At 66.9% G+C, this 20,610-nt stretch carries 17 protein-coding genes; 11 read left to right on the forward strand and 6 right to left on the reverse strand.

The window, feature by feature from the left end; all coding sequences use genetic code 11:
• Positions 1-101: 101 nt before the first annotated feature.
• Entirely contained in the window at positions 102-827 is a 726-nt protein-coding gene (locus ACFVVC_RS15745; protein WP_387455145.1) for a GntR family transcriptional regulator, read from the reverse strand.
• Positions 828-998: 171 nt separating this feature from the next.
• Between ACFVVC_RS15745 and ACFVVC_RS15750 the strand changes: the two genes are divergently transcribed.
• The 6 genes from ACFVVC_RS15750 (at position 999) to eda (ending at position 7,778) form a co-directional block, all read left to right on the forward strand.
• Positions 999-2,396 (forward strand): MFS transporter, encoded by a 1,398-nt coding sequence (locus ACFVVC_RS15750; RefSeq protein ID WP_387455148.1) that lies wholly within the window; start codon positions 999-1,001, stop codon positions 2,394-2,396.
• On the forward strand, positions 2,393-3,424 hold the full coding sequence (locus ACFVVC_RS15755; protein ID WP_387455151.1) for an L-idonate 5-dehydrogenase: 1,032 nt from the start codon (positions 2,393-2,395) through the stop codon (positions 3,422-3,424). The genes ACFVVC_RS15750 and ACFVVC_RS15755 overlap by 4 nt, the downstream gene beginning before the upstream one ends.
• Before the next feature lie 86 nt (positions 3,425-3,510).
• Positions 3,511-4,722: a D-mannonate dehydratase ManD gene (gene manD / locus ACFVVC_RS15760; RefSeq protein WP_387455154.1), complete on the forward strand. Its 1,212-nt coding sequence runs from the start codon at positions 3,511-3,513 to the stop codon at positions 4,720-4,722.
• The gene (locus tag ACFVVC_RS15765; protein ID WP_387455156.1) at positions 4,719-5,705 is read left to right on the forward strand and encodes a sugar kinase; all 987 of its coding nucleotides are present in this window, start codon (positions 4,719-4,721) and stop codon (positions 5,703-5,705) included. The genes manD and ACFVVC_RS15765 overlap by 4 nt, the downstream gene beginning before the upstream one ends.
• 38 nt (positions 5,706-5,743) lie before the next feature.
• Positions 5,744-7,159: a mannitol dehydrogenase family protein gene (locus tag ACFVVC_RS15770; protein WP_387455323.1), complete on the forward strand. Its 1,416-nt coding sequence runs from the start codon at positions 5,744-5,746 to the stop codon at positions 7,157-7,159.
• Entirely contained in the window at positions 7,152-7,778 is a 627-nt protein-coding gene (eda, locus tag ACFVVC_RS15775; RefSeq protein ID WP_387455159.1) for a bifunctional 4-hydroxy-2-oxoglutarate aldolase/2-dehydro-3-deoxy-phosphogluconate aldolase, read from the forward strand. Before ACFVVC_RS15770 ends, eda begins: the two co-directional genes overlap by 8 nt.
• A 79-nt stretch (positions 7,779-7,857) precedes the next feature.
• Here eda and ACFVVC_RS15780 read toward each other — a convergent pair whose 3' ends face one another.
• Both ACFVVC_RS15780 and ACFVVC_RS15785 read right to left on the reverse strand, forming a co-directional pair.
• Positions 7,858-9,054 (reverse strand): TerC family protein, encoded by a 1,197-nt coding sequence (locus tag ACFVVC_RS15780; RefSeq protein WP_387455161.1) that lies wholly within the window; start codon positions 9,052-9,054, stop codon positions 7,858-7,860.
• A 36-nt stretch (positions 9,055-9,090) separates the two neighbouring features.
• The gene (locus ACFVVC_RS15785; protein WP_387455164.1) at positions 9,091-10,773 is read right to left on the reverse strand and encodes a RecQ family ATP-dependent DNA helicase; all 1,683 of its coding nucleotides are present in this window, start codon (positions 10,771-10,773) and stop codon (positions 9,091-9,093) included.
• 169 nt (positions 10,774-10,942) lie between these two features.
• Between ACFVVC_RS15785 and ACFVVC_RS15790 the strand changes: the two genes are divergently transcribed.
• Positions 10,943-13,270 carry an FdhF/YdeP family oxidoreductase gene (locus tag ACFVVC_RS15790; protein ID WP_387455167.1) on the forward strand — a complete coding sequence of 776 codons (2,328 nt, stop codon included), beginning with the start codon at positions 10,943-10,945 and terminating at the stop codon, positions 13,268-13,270.
• A 139-nt stretch (positions 13,271-13,409) separates the two neighbouring features.
• Here ACFVVC_RS15790 and ACFVVC_RS15795 read toward each other — a convergent pair whose 3' ends face one another.
• The gene (locus ACFVVC_RS15795; RefSeq protein ID WP_308931919.1) at positions 13,410-13,739 is read right to left on the reverse strand and encodes a DUF6457 domain-containing protein; all 330 of its coding nucleotides are present in this window, start codon (positions 13,737-13,739) and stop codon (positions 13,410-13,412) included.
• Between the two features lie 28 nt (positions 13,740-13,767).
• On the reverse strand, positions 13,768-14,742 hold the full coding sequence (locus tag ACFVVC_RS15800; RefSeq protein WP_387455171.1) for an aldo/keto reductase: 975 nt from the start codon (positions 14,740-14,742) through the stop codon (positions 13,768-13,770).
• 319 nt (positions 14,743-15,061) lie between these two features.
• On the opposite strand from ACFVVC_RS15800, the gene fdhA reads away from it, so the two are divergent.
• From fdhA to ACFVVC_RS15820, 4 genes are all read left to right on the forward strand, one after another.
• Entirely contained in the window at positions 15,062-16,273 is a 1,212-nt protein-coding gene (gene fdhA, locus ACFVVC_RS15805) for a formaldehyde dehydrogenase, glutathione-independent (protein ID WP_387455173.1), read from the forward strand.
• Positions 16,274-16,383: 110 nt separating this feature from the next.
• Positions 16,384-16,737: a GNAT family N-acetyltransferase gene (locus tag ACFVVC_RS15810; protein ID WP_387455176.1), complete on the forward strand. Its 354-nt coding sequence runs from the start codon at positions 16,384-16,386 to the stop codon at positions 16,735-16,737.
• 168 nt (positions 16,738-16,905) lie between these two features.
• Entirely contained in the window at positions 16,906-17,841 is a 936-nt protein-coding gene (locus ACFVVC_RS15815) for a serine hydrolase (protein ID WP_387455179.1), read from the forward strand.
• A 68-nt stretch (positions 17,842-17,909) separates the two neighbouring features.
• Positions 17,910-19,271 (forward strand): MFS transporter, encoded by a 1,362-nt coding sequence (locus ACFVVC_RS15820; protein WP_387455182.1) that lies wholly within the window; start codon positions 17,910-17,912, stop codon positions 19,269-19,271.
• A gap of 6 nt (positions 19,272-19,277) precedes the next feature.
• Here the strand turns inward: ACFVVC_RS15820 and ACFVVC_RS15825 are convergent, their stop codons facing one another.
• Positions 19,278-20,582: a hemolysin family protein gene (locus ACFVVC_RS15825; RefSeq protein ID WP_387455185.1), complete on the reverse strand. Its 1,305-nt coding sequence runs from the start codon at positions 20,580-20,582 to the stop codon at positions 19,278-19,280.
• Positions 20,583-20,610 lie beyond the last annotated feature (28 nt).

Consider the following 20,610-nt stretch of genomic DNA (forward strand, 5'->3'; position numbering starts at 1 on the left):
GACCGACAGAGGGCCCCGGCCCCGGCCGGTCCATTCCGGGCAGGACGCGTGGTTGGCGATCCCCCCCGAACCGGGCGCATAGTCATCCGGGCGAATTGCTCCTACGTGAGGCGGGCAACGCTCCGGCGGGACGGGCGCGGTGCGGTTCCGTCGGAGAACAGCTCCGGTGTGGCTTCCTGGATGCGCTGGACGTCTTCGAAGACGGCCCTCAGGTGCAGGCGCAGGCTGGTGTCCGCGTCCGACAAGTCGTTGGCCTCCAGGGCGTCCACCACGGCTGTGTGTTGTTCGATCAGGGTGGACACCGGACGGGTATCCAGCAGGCTCATCCGGCGGGCCCGGTCCAGGTGGGCTTTCGCCGAGTTGACCGCAGCCCAGGCGGACTCATGCCCGGCAAGCCGCAGGAGTTCGCGGTGGAAGTCCTCGTCCAGGCGGAAGAATTCCTCCACGTCGCTGCGCTCGTTGGCCTCGGACTGTTCCCGCAGGATCCGGCGAAGCCCGGCGATGCCGGTGCTGTCAACGGCGAGGTCGCGCAGGGAGGCGCATTCGATGGCTTCACGGACGAACTGCGCTTCCGAAACCCGCCCCAGGTCCACCAGCGAGACGAACGAGCCGATCTGGGGAAAGACCTGGACCAGTCCTTCTTCGCGCAGCAGGATCAGGCTTTCGCGCACAGGGGTTCGGCTGACGCCCAGCTCCTGAGCCAGCTCGTTCTCGGACAGCGGCTCGCCAGGCGGGAGCTGCAACGAAATGATCCGGCGGCGAAGCGTTTCGAGGGTCTGGTCCCGCACCGAGAGGCGGGGCGAACTCCCTCTTTTGTCCGTTGGCATGCCATCAGTCTAATCTGTTGACACACTAGAATGGTAGTGCTTGTATGGTAGTAGAAATCGTCTGCTGCCGGTCACTGTTGTCCGCACCCAGCGGCACCGGATACGGCACCCCCTCTACACCCTGGTTACGCCTCATCCCCATCCACAGCATCACCTGCAAAGGAGCAACTGATGACCGAAAGCATTGCGCCCCCTACAACCAGCCAAAGCGACCGCCGCAACACCCGAGACCTCGCCAAAGTTGCGGTTTCGGGCTGGCTGGGCACCGCCATGGAGTTCATGGACTTCCAGTTGTACTCCCTGGCGGCGGCGATCGTCTTCAACAAGATCTTCTTCCCCGACGTCAGCCCGGTCATCGGCCTCATCGCCGCGATGGCCACGTACGGCGTGGGATACGTTGCCCGCCTGTTTGGTGCCGTCTACTTCGGCCGCATGGGCGACCGGATCGGGCGCAAGAAGGTCCTCTACATCACCATCGCCTTGATGGGCGCCTCCACCACCCTGATTGGCGTGCTCCCCACCTACGCGATGATCGGCATCTGGGCCCCGATCCTGCTGGTGGCGCTGCGCCTGATCCAAGGCTTTGGTGCGGGCGCGGAAATCGCCGGCGCAACGGTCATGCTCGCGGAATTCGCATCCGCCCGCCGCCGCGGCATCATCTCCTCCCTGGTGTGCCTTGGCACCAACTCGGGCACCCTGGGCGCATCGGCGCTCTGGGCCATCCTGGTGGCATCGCTCTCCCAGGATGACCTGCTCAGCTGGGGCTGGCGCATCCCGTTCCTGGCCAGCTTCCTGATCATGATCTTCGCCGTCTGGATCCGCCGTTCCATCAAGGAAAGCCCCGTGTTTGAACAGCGTGCCGACGTCGTCGACGGCGTGGCCCTGACCAGGGAAAAGATCAAGACCGCAGCCGTCAAGGCCCCGGAACTCGCCGGAACCAGCACCATCGAAGCCGCCCTGCACCAAAAGAAGGGCAAGGCGTTCCTGATCGCACTGGGCCTCCGCTTCGGCCAGGCCGGCAACTCCGGACTGGTGCAGACCTTCCTGGTGGGCTACCTGGCCACGGTCCTGCTGGCTGACAAGAGCGTGGGCACCAACGCGATCATGTACGGCTCGCTCCTCGGCTTCGTCACCATCCCGGTGGTCGGCCTCCTGGGAGACCGTTTCGGCCGCCGCCCGCTCTACCTGGTCCTCAGCGCCCTCACCGCCGTCTACGCCATCCCGATGATGCTGATGATCACCAGCGGCAACACCGCCCTCATCACCGTTGCGATGGTGGTCGGATTGAACCTTGGCGTGCTTGGCCTGTTCGCCATGGAAAGCGTGACCATGGCCGAATTCTTCGGAGCCCGCACCCGCTTTACCCAGCTCGCCCTGGCCAAGGAAATCGGCGGCATCCTGGCTACCGCGATCGGTCCGCTGCTGGCTGCCACCCTCACCGCCGTGACCGGACACTGGTGGCCGCTCGCCGCGATGCTGATCGGATACTCGCTGATCACCCTGGTTTCCGCCGCCGTCGGCCCGGAAGTCCGTGGCCGCGACATGGTCCGGCTCGAGGACGCCGTATGAAGGCCGTCGTGGTCCACGGGGCCAACGACCTGCGCATCGATGACCGGCCGGAGCCGGTAGCAGGGCCCGGGGAAGTAGTGCTCGACGTCGAGTGGGGCGGTATCTGCGGAAGCGATCTTTCGTACTGGCGCCACGGAGCGTCGGGGACCGCGGCGCTGACGTCGCCGCTCGTCCTGGGCCACGAGGTGGCGGGCCGGATCGCCCAGCTGGGTGCCGGCGTCGAGCATCTCGAGGTGGGACAGCCCGTCACGGTGCACCCGGCCGAACTCGTGGGCGACGGCACCATGCCGGAGCGCCTGCGCGGCCGGACCAACCTCTACCCGCAGATCCGGTACTTCGGCTCGGCGGCATTCGACCCGCACACCGATGGCGGCTTCAGTGAACGGAAGCTCGCCAAGGCGTTCCAGGTCCGTGCCCTGCCCGACGGCGTGGACACGCTCCGCGGCGCCCTGGCGGAACCGCTCGCCGTGGCCATGCATGCCGTCGGCCGTGCCGGCAGCCTCGAAGGCCGCGATGTGCTGGTCAACGGTGCGGGACCCATCGGTTCGCTCGTGGCCGCGGCCGCCAAATACGCCGGTGCCAGGTCGGTGACCGCGACCGACATCAGCGACGCGTCGCTGCGGATTGCCAAGGCCATGGGGGCGGACGAGGTCCTCAACGTCTCCCGCAATCCATTGCCGGCGGACATGGAACTCGTCTTCGAAGCAACCGGCATCCCGGCAGTCCTGGGCGGGGTACTTCGTGCCACCGCCCGCGGCGGGACCATCGTCCAGGTGGGCAACCTGCCCGGAACGGCCGCCGCCGCAGCCCTGGGGGACCTGGTGACCCGGGAGATTACCTGGACCGGTTCCTACCGGTTCGTGGACGAGATCACCGACGCCCTGCATGCCATGGCAAACGGGCTGGATGTCTCGCCCATCATTACCCACACCTTCGGCATCGACGAGGCAGAACAGGCCATGCAAACCGCGGCAGACCCAGCCGCGGGGAGCAGCAAGGTCATGCTCCACCTGTCCAGACCCAACTGAGTAGCAGTAGATGTCGTTTTGAGCCCTCAAAACGACATCTACTGCGACCTACTTGCAAGACGCCCCCTGAAGTTAAAGGACCCCCAGTGAAAATCACCGACGCACGGGTTGTGGTTTCGTCGCCCGGACGCAACTACGTCACGCTCGTTATTGAAACCGAGGACGGCATCACCGGCGTCGGCGACGCCACCCTCAACGGCCGCGAGCTGGCAGTCGCCTCGTACCTCTCCGACCACCTGTGCCCGTTGCTGATCGGCCGCGACGCCCGGCGCATCGAAGACGCCTGGCAGTACTTCTACAAGGGCGCCTACTGGCGCCGGGGTCCGGTGACCATGACCGCCATCGCCGCGATCGACGTCGCCCTCTGGGACATCAAGGGCAAAGCCGCCGGCATGCCGGTCTACGAACTCCTTGGCGGGGCCGCGCGCGAAGGCGTGATGGTGTACGGCCACGCGAGCGGCAGCACCCTGGAGGACCTCAGCGCCGACTTCCAGCACCATCTGGACCTTGGCTACAAGGCGATCCGCGCCCAGGCTGCCGTACCGGGCCTGGACAAGACCTACGGCATCGCCCCGGTGGACGGGAAACTCTACGAACCGGCCAGCAGCAACGTGCCGCAGGAAGACACCTGGGAAACCACTGCGTACCTGGACTTTGCGCCCAAGATGATGGCGCACATCCGCGACCAGTTCGGTTACGGCATCCACGTCCTGCACGACGTCCACCACCGGCTGACCCCCATCGAGGCCGGCCGGCTGGGCGCTTCGCTGGAACAGTACCGGCCGTTCTGGATCGAGGATCCGACGCCGGCCGAGGACCAGTCGGCATTCCGCCTGATCCGCCAGCACACCACCACACCCATCGCCGTCGGTGAAGTGTTCAACTCCATCTGGGACTGCCAGCAACTCATCACCGAACGCCTGATCGACTACATCCGCACCTCCGTCTCGCACGCCGGCGGCATCACGCACCTGCGGCGCATTTTTTCGCTGGCGGACCTCTACGGTGTCCGCTCGGGATCCCATGGCGCCGGCGACCTGTCCCCGGTGTCTTTTGCCGCGGCGCTGCACGTGGACCTGTCCATCCCCAACTTCGGCATCCAGGAATACATGGGCCACCGCGACCCCGCGGGCGACGTCTTCAAGACCTCGTACACCTTCGCGGACGGCTACATGCATCCGGGCGACGCCCCTGGGCTGGGCGTAGAGTTCAACGAGGACGCCGCCGAGCGGTTCCCCTTCGACCCCAAGTACCTGCCGGTCAACCGGCGCCTGGACGGATCGGTGCACGACTGGTGAACACTGCAGCCCACGAACCCTATGACGTGGTGGTGATGGGGGAGATCCTCATCGAAGTCGCCACCGACCAGCCCTTCGGCCACGGCGTTCCAGCCCGGCTGGGCATCTCCGGAGACGCCCTCAATGTCGCCGCAGCCGCCGCGGCAGCCGGTGCCCGGGTGGGCCTGCTGTCCGTGCTCACCGACGACGACCTGGGGCAGGCCATCGCAGCCCGGATCGCCGGGCTGGGCATCGCCACCGACCTGTTGACGTTCCGCCGCGGGCAGCAGGGCGTCTATCTGGTGCACAGCGACCCCGACGGCGAACGCGAATTCTCCTACGCCCGCAGCGGCAGCGTCGGGTCCACCCTCGGACCGGACGACGTCGACCCGGACGTTTTCTCCGCGGCCGGCGCCGTGGTGGCGGGCGGCATTGCCTGCGCCATTTCGACGACGGCGCATGCCGCCGTCGCCAAGGCCGCCTCCCTGGCCGCCCGCTTTGTCTACGATCCCAACTTCCGGCCCCGGCTCACCACCGTGGCGGATGCGGCGGCGGCACTGACCGAACTTGCCCCACGGGCGTTCCTGGTGACGCCCTCCTTCCCGGGCGAGACGGCAGCGCTGCTCGGCGCGGCGTCCCCGCAGGAAGCTGCGGCCAGGCTGCGCTCGCTGGGGACCGCCAACGTCGCCGTCACCTGCGGGGCGGAAGGGGTCCAGCTCGAATGGAGCGGCGACGCCGCCCCGGGCGCCGGCTCTGCCTGGGTGCCGGCCATTCCCGCGCCCGCCGTGGTGGACCAGACCGGCGCCGGGGACGCGTTCGTGGGCACTCTCACCGCACGACTGGTGCTGGGCGACGACTTCCCGACTGCGGCCCGGTACGGGGCCGCCGCATCGTCGCTGGTGGTGGGCGGCAAGGGCGGAACCGGTTTCATTCCCACGTTCGCGCAGACCAAGTCCCACGCCTCCGGAAACTTCGCCGAAGGAGCGCAGCCATCGCACGCCTGACAGCATCTTCCCTGGCAAGCGGCGGACACCAGGCCAGCATCCAGCGGGACAAGCTGCTGCCCGGGATCGTCCACCTGGGACTGGGCGCGTTCGCCCGCGCCCACACCGCAGTCTTCACCGAGGACGCCATGCTTGCCGGGGGCGACCTTGAGTGGGGGATCGTCGGGGTTACCCAGCGTTCTGACACCGTGGCCCGCCAGTTGGTGCCGCAGGATGGGCTCTTCACCGTTGCCGAACGCGGCGACGGTGCCGCCCCGCTCCGGGTGGTCTCCAGCATCGTGGACGCCATCTCCGGGCGCGACAACCCTGAACTGGTGGTGGAGCGGATCGCCGCACCGGCCACAAGGATCGTCACCCTCACCATCACCGAAAAGGGATACCGGTTCGATCCGCAAACGCGCTCTCTCGACCTGGCAGATCCGGACGTCCAAGCCGACCTGGCAGGCCGGCCGCCGCTGACCGCCATCGGGCAGATCGTCCGCGGCCTTCAGCAGCGGGCAACGGCGGGCGCCGGACCCGTCACGGTCCTCGCCTGCGACAACCTCCCGGCCAATGGGGACCTAACGGCAACCCTTGCCATGGGTTTTGCGTCAGCCCTGCCCGCGAGCGAGAGTGGACCCCTGCTGGCGTGGATGCGGGAGAACGTGACGTTCCCGTCCACCATGGTGGACCGGATGGTGCCCGCCACCACGCCAGCTGACCTGGACAGCGTGGAACGTGAACTTGGCCTGCGGGACGAGGCTGCCGTGGTGGCCGAACCCTTCAAACAATGGGTAATCGAGGATAATTTCGCTGCCGGCAGGCCGCGCTGGGAGGACGCCGGCGCCCTGTTCACCGACGACGTCGCCGCCTGGGAAGCCGCCAAACTCCGGCTGCTCAATGCCAGCCATTCGATGCTCGCCTACCTCGGACTCCTGGCTGGCAAGGAAACCATCAGCGATGCCGTGGCCGTGAACGCGTTCCACACCGCCTGCCGGCGCATGATGCTCCAGGAAGCATTGCCCAGCATCGCCCTCCCGGCCGGACTGGACGGGGAGCAGTACTGCGACAGGGTTCTCCGCCGGTTCGCCAACCCGGCGCTGGGCCACACCACGGCCAAGGTGGGAAGCGACGGCTCACAGAAAGTCGGGCTGCGGCTGCTCACCACCGTCCGGGGAACGCTCGACGCCGGCCGCTCACCGCGGTGGGCGGCGCTCGCCGTTGCCGCGTGGATGCACCACGTGGCCGGCACTCCCGCAGCAGACCTGGACGATCCCCTGGCGCAGGGACTTCACGCCGCGCTCCCGGCCCACCGCGCCGCGGACACCGTGGTGCCGGCGCTGCTGGGGTTCCGGCCCGTCGTCCACCCTGCCCTCGCCGGGAACAACGGCTTCCGGGACCTGCTGCTGCACTGGTACCGCATTATCGAAACCGACGGGCCGGACGGCCTGGGAAATGAGATCAACAATGGCTGACGCATCAGGCGTCCTCAGCGTTTCACCGGTTATCCCGGTGGTCACCATCGACGACCCCCAGGACGCAGTGCCCCTGGCGCGTGCCCTGGTGGACGGCGGCGTGAAGATCATCGAGCTGACGCTGCGCACCGACTCCGCCCTGACCTCGCTGAAATTGATCGTCGAAGAGGTGCCGGACATCCTGGTGGGCGCCGGCACCATCCTCACACCGGGCCAGGCCGACGCCGCCGTCCAGGCGGGTGCCGGATTCCTGGTCAGCCCCGGGGTCACCCCCGCGCTGCTCACCCACATGCTGTCCCTGGACGTCCCGGTGCTGCCCGGCGTCGCCACCGTTGGCGAAGTCCTGGCCGTCCTGGAAGCCGGACTGGACGCGATGAAGTTCTTCCCCGCCGGCCCGGCAGGCGGTCCGCCCTACCTCGCCGCCATCGGCGCGCCCCTCCCGCACGTCCGGTTCTGCCCTACCGGCGGCATCAGCCTGGCCACCGCCCCGGACTACCTCAAGCTGCCCAACGTGGCCTGCGTAGGCGGCAGCTGGCTCACCCCGGCAGACGCCGTCGCAGCCAAGGACTGGGACCGGATCACCAGCCTGGCCGGCGGAGCAGCAGCCCTCCAGCGCTGACACACGAATCCAGGTAGCAGTTGTTGTGGTTATGGGCCCCAAAACGACAACGACTGCTGCCTGGTTGGGGGAAGCGCCGTCAGCCGTTGGCGGCCGCCCTGACCTGGGCCTTGTCATGCTCGTCATGGGCGCTGCGCAGCAGCTCCAGGAACTCCGTTTCGTGCCGGACAAGCCGCCTGTACTTCTCCGGAAGCTTGCGGATCTGGTCTTCTTCGCGGCACATCTTGGCGAAGATCTTGTCCCGTTCCGCCATGTCCGTCTCGTAGTTGAGGTCAAGGTACTCGACGGCGTGCCGCCTGGCCCCGGAGACGGCGTTCTTGGCCTTGCCCTTGGGGCTGAAGACCGACGCCAGGATGGTCAGCAGCAGCACGCCCAGGATCACGCCCAGGGAAACGCCGGTGCTGACCTCCACCACATTGACGTGCTTGCCGTCGTTGATGAACGGCAGGGTGTTCTCGTGCAGGGCATGCAGGATCAGTTTCACGCCGATGAAACCCAGGATGACGGCCAGCCCGTAGGAGAGGAAGATCAGCCGGTCCAGCAGGCCGTCAATGAGGAAAAACAGCTGGCGCAGGCCCATCAGCGAGAAGGCCGTGGCCGTGAAGACGATGAACACGTTCTGGGTCAGGCCGAAGATCGCCGGAATGGAATCCAGGGCGAAGAGGATGTCCGTGCCGCCGATCGCCACCACCAGCAGCATCGGCGTCAGCACCCGCTTGCCGTCCTCCACGGTGAACAGCTTGTCGCCGTCGTAGTGTTCGGACGCCGGCAGGAACTTCTTGGCGAGCCGCACCACCAGGCCGTCGGAGTCGTCGTCGTGGTCATCCGGCTTGAGCAGGTGGCCGGCGGTGACCAGCAGGATGAGCCCGAAAAGGTAGAAGACCCAGGCGAAACTGTTGATCAGCGCAGCGCCCAGGAAGATGAACGCGGTGCGGGCAATCAGGGAGAAAATGATGCCGAACAGCAGCACCTTCTGCTGGTCCGCGCGGGGCACCTTGAAACTGGCCATGATGATCAGGAACACGAAGAGGTTGTCTACGGACAACGCCTTTTCCGTGACATAGCCTGCGAAGTATTCGGTGCCCATGTCCGGCCCGCTGAAAACCAGGACAGCCAGCCCGAACAGCACCGCAATGCTCACGTAGATGGCGGACCAGATGGCCGATTCTCTCAGGGACGGGGTGTGGGCCTTCCGGACGTGGAAGAAGAAATCGAAGGCCAGCAGTCCCGCGATCACCACAATGGTCAGGATCCAGGCGTAAGCAGGGGTTTCCACGCGGCGGGCCTTTCGTCGGAGGTTTCCCCAGCCTACCTAAGCGGGCTTCAGGAGCTGGTGCTCCACGACGGCGGACCGGGACAACGTCTTGTACCCCTCCTGCTCGAACAGGACGGTGATCACGTCCCCCTCCTGCCGCATCACCAGGCCCGGGCCCCACTCCTTGTGGACCACTGCGGACTGTGGCGGGAACGGCCCGCCGGCTCTGTAGGCCGGGCCGCCGTCGTCGTCCGCGTACGTGCCGGCGGCGCGCGCGGCTGCCTGGTGGACGGCCGCCGTGCACGCGTCGCAGTTTCCGCATGGTTTGGGCAGATCCTCGCCGAAGTAGCCCAGCAGGAACTGCCGCCGGCAGCCGTCCGCCTCGGCGTAGGCGCGCATCATGCCCAGTCGGGACCGATCCACGCGTTGCCGGGCTTCGGCAAGCTCCACGGCCTCCTCGACCAGCGCGGCCGGCTTGGCACTGGACGTCAGCCGGATTCCCCGCTTCCCGCTGCTGGCGGCTCCGATCTCCTCCAGCTGGTTGACCAGCGCCGTGATGCGCCGTGCCGGGAAGCCCGTCAGTTCGGCCAGGGATGACTTCGGCGCGGGAGCCTTGGCGGCTTTGAGGACCTTCAAGACCGCCAGCAGCGAGCCGGGGTCGGGGGAGTGGGTGCTGAAGAATTTGCGCAGCCCCAGGTCCTCCGAGCGGTAATGCAGCACGGCGGCCGCGGAATCCCCGTCCCGGCCGGCCCGGCCAATCTCCTGGTAGTAGGCGTCGAGCGATTCCGGTATGTCGGCATGGACCACGAAACGGACATTCGGCGTGTCGATGCCCATGCCAAAGGCAGTCGTGGCCACTACCACATCCAATTGGTCGTGCAGGAACAGCTCGTGGACGCGTTCCCGGTCCGTGGCGCGGCGGCCGGCGTGGTACGCCTCGGCGCGGAGCCCTTTTGCCGCCAGCCGGTCCGCGTACTGTTCGGTGTCTTTCCGGGTGGCGGCGTAAAGGAGGCCCTTTCCCGTCCGGGCCAGGTCTGCCACCTGCCCCACCACCGCCTTTCGTTTGTCCTTGTCCTTGTGGTGCCGGACCACGGCCAGGCTGATGTTGGGCCGGTCGAAGCCGTGGACCAGGACCACGGGGTCCTTCATTGCCAGCCGCTCCACGATCTCATCGCGCACCGGCGGGGAAGCGGTGGCGGTCAGCGCGGCCACGGGCGGGTTGCCCAGTTGTTCCCGGACATTGCTCAGGCCCAGGTAGTCCGGGCGGAAGTCATGGCCCCAGGAGGAGACACAGTGGGCCTCGTCCACCACGAACAGGGACACTTCCAAGGCGTTGAGCCGGTCCACCGTTGACTGCCGGGCAAGCTGCTCCGGGGCCAGGAGCACGAACACTGCCGTGCCGTCCTCCACCGCCTGCCACGCGGCGTGGACTTCGGTGTCGCTGTGTGAGGAATTGACGGCGACGGCGGCATCCGGCCCCAGTGCCGCCTCCAGCGATTCACGCTGGTCCTCCTGCAAGGCGATCAGTGGGGAAACCACGACGGCGGGACGCCCGGTGAGGTTGTGCAGGTGCAGGGCTGCGACTTGGTAGATGGCGGATTTTCCGTACCCCGTGGGCATCACGGCCAGGACGTCGCGGCGATCGGCGAGGGCGGCCATGCCGGCCAGTTGGCCGTCCCGGAGGTCCTCCAGGGAGAAGGACGAGGCCGCAAGGGCGCGAAGGGCAGGTTCGTCGGACATGGAAAAGGGCTCCGCACGGATGGAAACAATGGCCGCTTGCTTCAGCCGTGGGAACCAGCCTACGCCAGGGCCCGGGTGCTTGACTTCACGGGAATGCTCAACAACTGTGGAGTGACATATCCGCCAATCCAGCCGGTCCTTCCGGGAGCCGGCGAACAAGGAGCATGTTGTGGCGCGCCAAAACCCGAAGGTCGAAGAACCAGAGGAGTCCGATCTCGAGGTGACCGGCCACCCCAAGACGTGGGCCGCGGGTGTCCCCGGCGTCTACCACTCGATGCAGCCGGCGGTCGAGCACATGGGCGTGGAGCGGTCGCGGAAGACCCTGTTGGCCCTCAACCAGAAGGACGGCTTCGACTGCATGAGCTGCGCGTGGCCTGATCCCGGCCACCGCAAGACGTTCGAGTTCTGCGAAAACGGGGCCAAAGCCGTCACCTGGGAGGCAACCCCGGTGGTGGTCGGCAGCGAATTCTGGGCAGAGCATCCGGTCAGCGAACTGCGGAAGCGGTCCGAATACTGGTTGGGAATGCAGGGCCGGCTCACCGAGCCCGTCTACAAGGCGGCGGGGGAGGACCACTACCGTCCGGTGACGTGGGAGCGCGCCTTCCAGGTCGTGGCTGACAAGCTGAAGTCCCTCCCGGACCCCAACCAGGCCACGTTTTACACCAGTGGCCGCACCTCGAACGAAGCTGCCTTCCTTTACCAGCTGTTCATCCGCGCCTTCGGCACCAACAACCTCCCCGACTGCTCCAACATGTGCCACGAATCCTCGGGGTGGGGGATGGGGCAGACCATCGGCGTGGGCAAGGCCACCGTGTCCTACGATGACTTCGGCAAGGCGGATTTGATCATCGTCATGGGCCAGAACCCGGGCACCAACCACCCGCGCATGCTGACTGCGTTGGAAGAAGCCAAGGAAGCCGGCGGCCATATCGTCGCTGTCAACCCGCTGCCCGAGGCCGGACTGATGCGGTACAAGAACCCGCAGAAGGTCAAGGGCATCATCGGCCACGGCACCCAAATCGCCGACCAGTTCCTGCAGGTGCGCATCGGCGGTGACATGGCGCTGCTCCAGGCGGTGTCCAAGCGCGTGCTCGACGCCGAGGCCGCCAACCCCGGGAAAGTCCTGGACCACGCCTTCCTTGCCGAGCACTGCGACGGCCTGGAGGAACTGTGGGCGCACCTGGCCAACTTGGACGAGGCCGCCGTACTGGAAGCCACAGGCCTGCGGTCTGAGGAAATCGATGAACTGGCGGCCCGCTACGTGGCGGCGGACAAGGTGATCATCACCTGGGCCATGGGTATCACCCAGCAGAAGAAGGGCGTTGCCACCATCAAGGAGATCATCAACCTGCTCCTGCTGCGCGGCAACATCGGCAAGCCCGGTGCCGGCGCCTCGCCCATCCGCGGCCACAGCAACGTTCAGGGCGACCGGACCATGGGAATCTGGGAACAGATGCCGCCGGCCTTCCTGGACGCCCTTGGCCAGGAGTTCCAGTTCGAGCCTCCGCGCGACCACGGCCTGGATGCGGTCCAGACCGTCCGTGGAATGCGCGACGGCGGCGTCAAGGTTTTCGTAGGGCTCGGCGGAAATTTCGTGGGCGCCATTTCAGATACCGCGGCCGCCGAAGCGGCCATGGAGAACACTGAACTTTCCGTCCAGATCTCCACCAAGCTCAACCGCTCCCACGCCGTGACCGGCGCCGAGGCCCTGATCCTGCCGACCCTGGGCCGCACCGAGATCGACCGGCAGGACTCCGGCCCACAGTTCGTCTCGGTGGAGGACACCGTCTGCGCCGTCCACGCCAGCCATGGCGTGGTGGAGCCGGTGGCCCCGGGGCTGCTCTCGGAAGTTGCCATCGTGTGCCGGCTTGCCGCCGCCACGGTGGGGGACCGGACGTCCGCTGACTGGGCCGGGTTTGAAAAGGACTACGACCTGATCCGGGACCACATCTCCCGCGTGGTGGTTGGTTGCGAGGACTACAACACGAAAGTCAGGCAAAAGGGCGGGTTCGTGCTGCCCAATGGTCCACGGGATTCCCGCACCTTCAACACCCCAACCGGCAAGGCCATGCTCACCGTCAACGAACTCGAACACGTTGACCGGCCGGCCGGGACCCTCATCCTGCAGACCATGCGCTCGCACGACCAGTTCAACACCACCATCTACGGCAACAACGACCGCTACCGGGGTATCAAGAAAGGCCGCGAGGTGGTGTTCGTGAACCCCGCGGACCTTGCCGAATTGGGCCTCGCCGACGGGCAACACGTCGACATCCACGGCGTCTACAAGGACAACGTGGCACGCGTCCTCCGCAACTACCGGGTGGTGTCCTACCCGTCCGCCAAGGGCTGCGCCGCAGCGTACTACCCGGAGGCCAACGTCCTGGTCCCGTTGGAGAGCGTCGCGGAGGGAAGCCAGACCCCGGCGTCCAAGGCCGTCATCGTCCGCCTCGAACCTGTGAAAGTCCTGGAAGAGGAGCCCGCGGCCGCAGGCTGACAGGTTGTTGGCCTGTCGAAACCCCGCTGACCGTTCCCCAGCGGCACGCGAACGAGCGACTCCCCGCCCTGTGGACTTTTCCCCGCGTCACGCGAAGGGGAAAAGTCCACAGGGCGGGGAGCCTGCGGGCCATTGCCGGCTACTGCCCCGTGTCCGCCCAGCCGCGCCCGGCAGGTCCGCCGTGCGCGCCGTCGTCGACCAGGCCCAAGGCGACCCGGGCCGCCTTGGCCACGGCAGCCGACGCCGCCTCCCGGCTCCCGGCGCTGCCCGTCCCCGCGTCCAGCGCCGCCGCGTACCCCACCAGGAACGTGGTGATGGGCGCGGCCGCATGGATCACGTTGTCGGCGGATTTGCGCGCCAGGTCAAGCAACAGCTCCTGGTCCACGTCGAGGTCCAGGATCTGCAATGCCTGCGCCAGCCGCTGGGTCCACTGATCCAGAACCTGGGCTTCGTCGTCGTTGACTGTCATGATTTCTCCTTTGCAAGCACCGGATGGCTCAGGTGTCGATAGTGGACATGTTCGGGTAGCGGGCGCCTGCTGTCGACCCCGCCGGGGCCAATTCGTCCAGCAGACGCAGCTCATCGGCGCTGAGCTCTACATCCACCGCACCCAGGTTCTCGCGCAGCCGCTCGCGCTTCTTGGTCCCCGGGATCGGGACAATGTGTTCGCCCTGTGCCAGCAGCCAGGCGAGTGCCAGCTGGCCGGGAGTGCACTGCTTCTGGTCGGCCAGCTCCTTCACCCGGTCCACGAGCTCAAGGTTCCGGGTGAAGTTTTCGCCCTGGAACCGCGGCGAGTGCCGGCGGAAGTCGTCGTCGGCGAAGTCGTCCACGCTGCGGATCTGTCCCGTCAGGAACCCGCGGCCCAGCGGACTGTAAGGAACGAACCCGATTCCCAGCTCTGCGAGCACGGGGAACACCTTGGTTTCCGGTTCCCGCTCCCAGAGCGAATATTCGGTCTGCAGCGCCGTGATGGGGTGCACCGCATGGGCCCGGCGGATGGTATCCGCCGATGCCTCGGACAAGCCGAGGTGCCGGACCTTTCCGGCCTGGACCAGTTCCGCCATGGCGCCCACGGTGTCCTCGATGGGCACCGTCTTGTCCACCCGGTGCTGGTAGTAGAGATCGATGTGGTCCACGCCCAGCCGCTGGAGGCTGGCATCGCAGGCCGACCTGACGTACTCGGGGCGGCCGTTGATGCCCACCCAGGAACCGTCCTCGCGGCGTTCGTTGCCGAACTTGGTGGCGAGCACCACGGCATCGCGCCGGCCCGCTATTGCCCGGCCCACCAACTGTTCGTTGGTGAAGGGCCCGTACATGTCCGCCGTGTCCAGCAGCGATCCGCCGGCGTCCAGGAACTCGTGGATTGTGGCAACCGATTCCTGCTCGTCGCCGTCGCCGTAGAACTCGCTCATGCCCATGCAGCCAAGGCCCAAGGCGGAAACAGTCAATTGTCCAATAGTGCGTGTTTTCATGCCGTTCTCCTCAACGGTAGAACTTGCCTGGGGACCGGCCCGCCTGCGCGCGCGTAAGCCGGTGGGTGCAGCGTACGCCACTATAGGCGCTTCCCCTTGGGGACGCCTCGATAAACATTTGCCCCGATAAACAATGGGGCGCGTACCCCTAGACCGCTTACGGGTGCCTGCCTAGACTGGGCGGACCCCAAGCCGGGAACCTGCACCTGGTCGTCATCAGGAATCGCCAGCCAAGCAGGGCGGGTCCCATATTCGGGGTTTCTCAACCTACCCAGATCACTGCCGTCCCACCGGACGGACCTGACTACAGGAGCGATAGATGACAGGGAACAAAGCCGTTGCCTACAAGGAAGCCGGCAAGGTCGAAGTAATTGATATTGACTACCCCACGTTCGAGCTCAAGGACGGGCCGGGGGTCAACCCCGCCAACGTGGGGCGCCCGGTCCACCATGGAGTCATCCTCAAGACGGTGGCCACCAACATTTGTGGTTCGGACCAGCACATGGTCCGCGGCCGCACCACGGCTCCGCCCAACCTGGTCCTGGGCCACGAGATTACCGGGGAAGTGGTGGAGGTAGGCCGCGACGTCGAATTCATCAAGGTGGGCGACCTCTGCTCGGTGCCGTTCAACATCGCCTGCGGCCGCTGCCGGAACTGCAAGGAGCGCAAAACCGGCATCTGCCTGAACGTGAACCCGGACCGGCCCGGCAGCGCTTACGGCTACGTGGATATGGGCGGCTGGGTGGGCGGCCAGGCGAACTACGTGCTGGTACCGTACGCCGACTGGAACCTGTTGAAGTTCCCGGACAAGGACAAGGCCATGGAGAAGATCCTGGACCTGGCCATGCTTTCGGATATCTTCCCCACCGGGTTCCACGGCGCAGTCACCGCCGGCGTGGGTGTTGGTTCCACCGTGTACGTGGCCGGGGCCGGTCCCGTGGGCCTCGCAGCAGCCACCAGCGCGCACCTGCTCGGTGCCGCCGTCGTCATAGTGGGCGACATGAACGAGGGCAGGCTGTCCCAGGCGCGCAGCTTCGGCTGCGAGACGGTGGACCTGTCCAAGGGTGATCCGAAGGACCAGATCGAGCAGATCCTCGGCGTCCCCGAGGTGGACTGCGGTGTGGACGCCGTCGGCTTCGAGGCGAAGGGCCACGGCCATGACGCCCAGGAGGCGCCCGCGACGGTCCTGAACTCGCTGATGGAGCTCACGGCGGCCGGCGGGGCACTGGGCATCCCCGGCCTGTACGTCACCGGCGATCCAGGCGGCGTCGACGACGCCGCCAAGAAGGGCGCCCTGTCGCTGAGCCTTGGCACGGGCTGGGCCAAGTCGCTGAGCTTCACCACGGGCCAGTGCCCGGTCATGAAGTACAACCGGCAGCTGATGATGGCCATCCTGAATGACCGGGTGCATATCGCCAAGAACGTTAACGCCAAAGCGATCCCGCTGGAAGACGCCCCCAAGGGCTATGCCGAGTTCGACGCCGGCGCAGCCACAAAGTACGTCCTGAATCCGAACGGCTACCTGAGCTGAGCCGGGGCGGACGGTGATGCCACCAGGGACTCCTCTTTAGCGGAAATAAGTGCTGCCCGGGCGGGGTTAGGCTTTGCACGGGCAGCACGACCGCAACGAAGGAGTTTCCCTTGAGTGACATCACCGTCCGCCACAACGCCGAGCGCAGCCGCTTCGAGATCCTCGACCGCGGGAACGTGATTGGCAAGGCCGCCTACCAGGATTACGACGGCGGCGCGTCACCACAGCGGGTTTTCTATCACACGGTGATCAACGAGGAATACGGCGGGCAGGGCCTGGCCGGGAAGCTGGCGGCGGCTGCCCTGGACGCGACGGTGGAGGCCGGGACGTCAATTGTCCCGGTGTGCCCGTTCATCAAGAAGTTCTTGGCCAAGCACCCGGAGTACTCCGACAGTGTGGTGGCCGTGGCGCCGGCGCACGTGGAATTCCTCGAGACCGCGCTCTCGGCCCGGGCCCGCGCGTAGCCAGGGGTCGCGCGAGCATTGGTTTCGCGCCGCCCGGGTGGTCCCGTGGAACGCCCCGCAAGTCTTCAGGAAGCTCCCAAACTCCGGTGATTTAATCTCATCTGTCAGCGCGGCCCAACGCCGCGCTGACGTTGTTTGTGATTGCCAAGGCAGGACAGGAGCCCTTGTATGTCCGAGCACCCCCAGGTGCCCTCACCAGGTCGCGCCGCTCCGCCGCCGCCGCCCGGCCGGCCGGCCCCGGGCAGGAGCCGCGGCCTCCGGAGGCTGGCCATCCTGGCACTTGCCGTAGTGCTGGTCATCGCCGGAACCGTCGCCCTTGCGGTGGCCCGGTCCGAGCCGCCGACCGGTTCCGTGGCGCCCACCCAGCCGGTGGCGCCGCCGGCACCCGTGGCGGCAGCCCCCGCGTCCCTGCAGGACAGCGTGGACACCATCCTCAACGAGGCGGACCGGTACCGGATCGGGCTGGCGCTCGCGGACGTGTCCGGCGGCGCGGAACGCACGTTCGGGGACGCCGATGCCTTCACCGCAGCCAGCACCGCGAAGGTCCTGACGGCCGCTGCCTACTACCACCTGGTGGAAAAGGGCGAGGCCGCCCTCGATGAGCCCATGGGCGACTACGACGCCGCCTTCCAGCTCAAAGCCATGGTCAATGACAGCAACAACGACTCCTGGCAGCTGCTGATGGACGCCGTCGGCTACCCCCAGCTGATTGCCTACGCGGCCTCCATCGGCGTTACCTACGACCCCGAAAAGAACCTGCTGACCGCTGCGGACATGGCCCTGATCCTGAAGAAGCTGTACGCGGGGGAGCTGCTCAACGCCGGCAACACCGCCGACCTGCTCAGCTACATGCAGGACACCAACAACGAAGACCTCATTCCCGCCGGCTCCAGGGCGGGAATCGACGTCCACCACAAATACGGGGAGCTCTCCGGTGAACTGCACGACGCCGCGCTGCTGAGCTACCGCGGCTCGACCTTCGCACTGGTGATCTACACGGAAAACCCGGACGGCGTGGCCGATGACGGGCAGGCCGAGGTGATCAGGGACCTGACCCGGGCCGTTGAGGATGCGCTGTTCCCGGTTGGGGTGGCGGGCAGGTAGCCAACGCCACGCCCGCGCAGCGGTCCGCCGACTCGCTCCCGGTGAGCGCTTTGGGCCAGACTGTTACCGTGAGCAACAACCCACGGACTGCCCTGGCCGTCGCAGGCCTCAGCCTGGGCACGGCACTGAACCCGCTGAACTCCTCCATGATCGCCGTGGCCCTGGTGGTGCTGCGCGCCGATTTCGGGCTCGACGTCGCCGCCGTCACCTGGGTGGTCACATCCTTCTACCTTGCCTCCGCGGCCGGCCAGCCCGTGATGGGCAGGCTGGCGGACCGGTTTGGGCCACGAAGGATGTTCATGCTGGGCATGGGGCTGGTTGCCATTACCTGCGCCGTGGCGCCGCTGGCCCCGAACTTTGCCCTGCTCTGCGTGGCACGGGCGGTCATGGCACTGGGTACCGCCACGGCGTATCCCAGTGCCGTGGTGATGGTGGGGGCGATTGCGCACCGGGCCAAGGTCGACTCGGCACGGCCGCTGGGCCGGCTCCAAATGGCGAATACGTCGGCTGCTGCCGTGGGTCCCGTCGTCGGGGGTTTGCTGGTGGGCTTCGTCGGCTGGCAGTCGCTGTTCCTGATCAATGTTCCGCTGGCGGTGGCGGCGCTGCTGATCGTGCGGCGGGCCGCACCGGCGGACCAGGTCCGTGAGCGCGGCAGCGTGGCGCAGCTGATGCGGGACTCGGATATTCCGGGCATTGCCGGGTTTATCGGTGCACTCTTGTTGGTTATGATGGCGGCGCTGAACGTGGCGCCGGCTTACCGCTGGTGGATGCTGGCCGCCGGCGTTGTTGTCGCAGGGCTCTTCGCCTGGCGGGAGCTCCGGTTCGCCAAGCCGTTCCTTGACCTGCGGCTGCTGGGCCGCAACAGGCCCCTCATGCTCGTGTACCTGGCGTTCGCGGTGTTCAGCAGCGTCTACTACTTCGTCTTTTTCGGCCTGCCGCAGCTCCTGCAGGAGGCGGGCGGCTACGATCCCGGCGTCGTGGGCCTGTTGATGCTGCCCCTCGCCGGGATGTCGGTGGTGGCCACCCCGTGGGCAGTCTCCGCGATGGGAAGGTTCGGTGTGCGCCGGGTGCTGCTCGCCGGCGTCGTCCTCCTGACGCTTGTGGCGGCACTGATGTGGCTGCTGACCGGGACGCTGGCCGTTCCGTTCGTGGTGGTGCTGACTGCGCTGATGGGGATTCCGTACGGAACCGTCAGCATCGCTTCCAACCAGGGCATGTTCGTCTCCACCCGGCCGCAGGACCGCGGCGTCGCAGCGGGGATCTACCAGACGTGCCGTTACGTGGGCGCGATCACCGCCACTGTGATGATCGGTGTGTTCGCGTCCGGCGGGGTGCACCAGGACAGCTGGATGCGGATGGTGGTGGCCATGCTGGTGCTGTGCGCGGTGACGTTCGGGATCTCCTTGCTGTGGCGGCAGCAGAAGGCGTAGCCTCCTTTACGCGCCGGCACCCGACGGCGGCGCCACCGGGGTGACCAGGACCCGGGCAATCCGCAGCTTGTCCATGCTGAGGACCGTCAGCACGTACCCCGGGACCTGCACCCGGTCACCGGCCTGCGCCAGGCGCCCCAGGCGGGACATCACAAAGCCTGCCACCGTTTCGTAGCGCCCCTCGGGCAGCAGGATTCCGGAGGCTGACGTGAACTCCTGCAGGATCAGGCCGCCGTCCACCTCGATGGAGCCATTGGCAACGGTGACGCGGTCTTCGTGCTCGGCGCCGGTGTCATACTCGTCGTAGATCTCGCCCACGAGTTCTTCCACGAGGTCTTCGAGCGTGACCACGCCGTCCGTGCCGCCGTATTCGTCCACCACCAGGACAATGTGCTGGTTGGTCTTGCGCATCCGGGACAGCGCCGGGAGGACCCTGTTGGTTCCCGGCATGGCCAGGATGGTCCTGGCAATGTCTTGTATCGGCGCCTGGTCCTGTGCCTCGTCCCGGGGCATCAGGTCTCGGATATGGACGAAGCCCAGGACGTCGTCGGGGGTCCTGCCAATCACCGGGAACCGTGAGTAGGGGCCGTCCCTGACCATCTCGCGGGCGGCAGCGACCGTTGTTGTCCCGTTGATGAAGGTCACTTCCGTGCGGGGCCGCATGACCTCCTGCAGTGTCCGGTCCCCGGCGCCGAACACATCGGCCAGGATGTGGCGGTTGCTTTCCTCGAGGGCCTCGCTTTCCGCCACCATGTCCCACAGCTCCTCCGACGTGATGCTTGCCCGCTTGGCATGCGGGTCGCCGCCAAAAAGCCGTACCACCGCGTCGGTGGAGACGGAGAGGAGCCAGATGACCGGCCGCATGACCCTGGAAAGGGTGATCAGCGGCGGTGCAAGGATCCTGGTCAGGGCCACGGGGTTTTGCAGGGCCAGCCTCTTGGGTGCCAGCTCGCCCAGGACCAGGGACAGGTAGGCCACCAGCAGCGTCATGCCGACGAACGACGCCGGCCCGGCTGCGGCCCCGAATCCCACGGCTTGCAGCAGGGGCACGACGACGGGCGCGATCGCCGAGGCGCCGTACGCCGCCGAGAAGAACCCGGCCAGGGTCACCCCGATTTGGACCGTGGAGAGGAACCGGTTGGGGTTCCGCGCCAAGGCGGCGGTCCGGACCCCGGAGTCGCCTGATTTTTCGATGCGCCGGATCTGGCCCTCGTGCAGGGACACCAGGGCCATTTCCGCTGCGGCGAAGACTCCGCCCAACAGAACGAAACAGAGAACCAGAGCGATGTTGACCAGGGTGCCGCTGTCCATGAGATGACCTTAGACCCGCGGGTGGGCC

This window comes from Pseudarthrobacter sp. NPDC058196 (assembly GCF_042882685.1).
GTDB lineage: Bacteria > Actinomycetota > Actinomycetes > Actinomycetales > Micrococcaceae > Arthrobacter.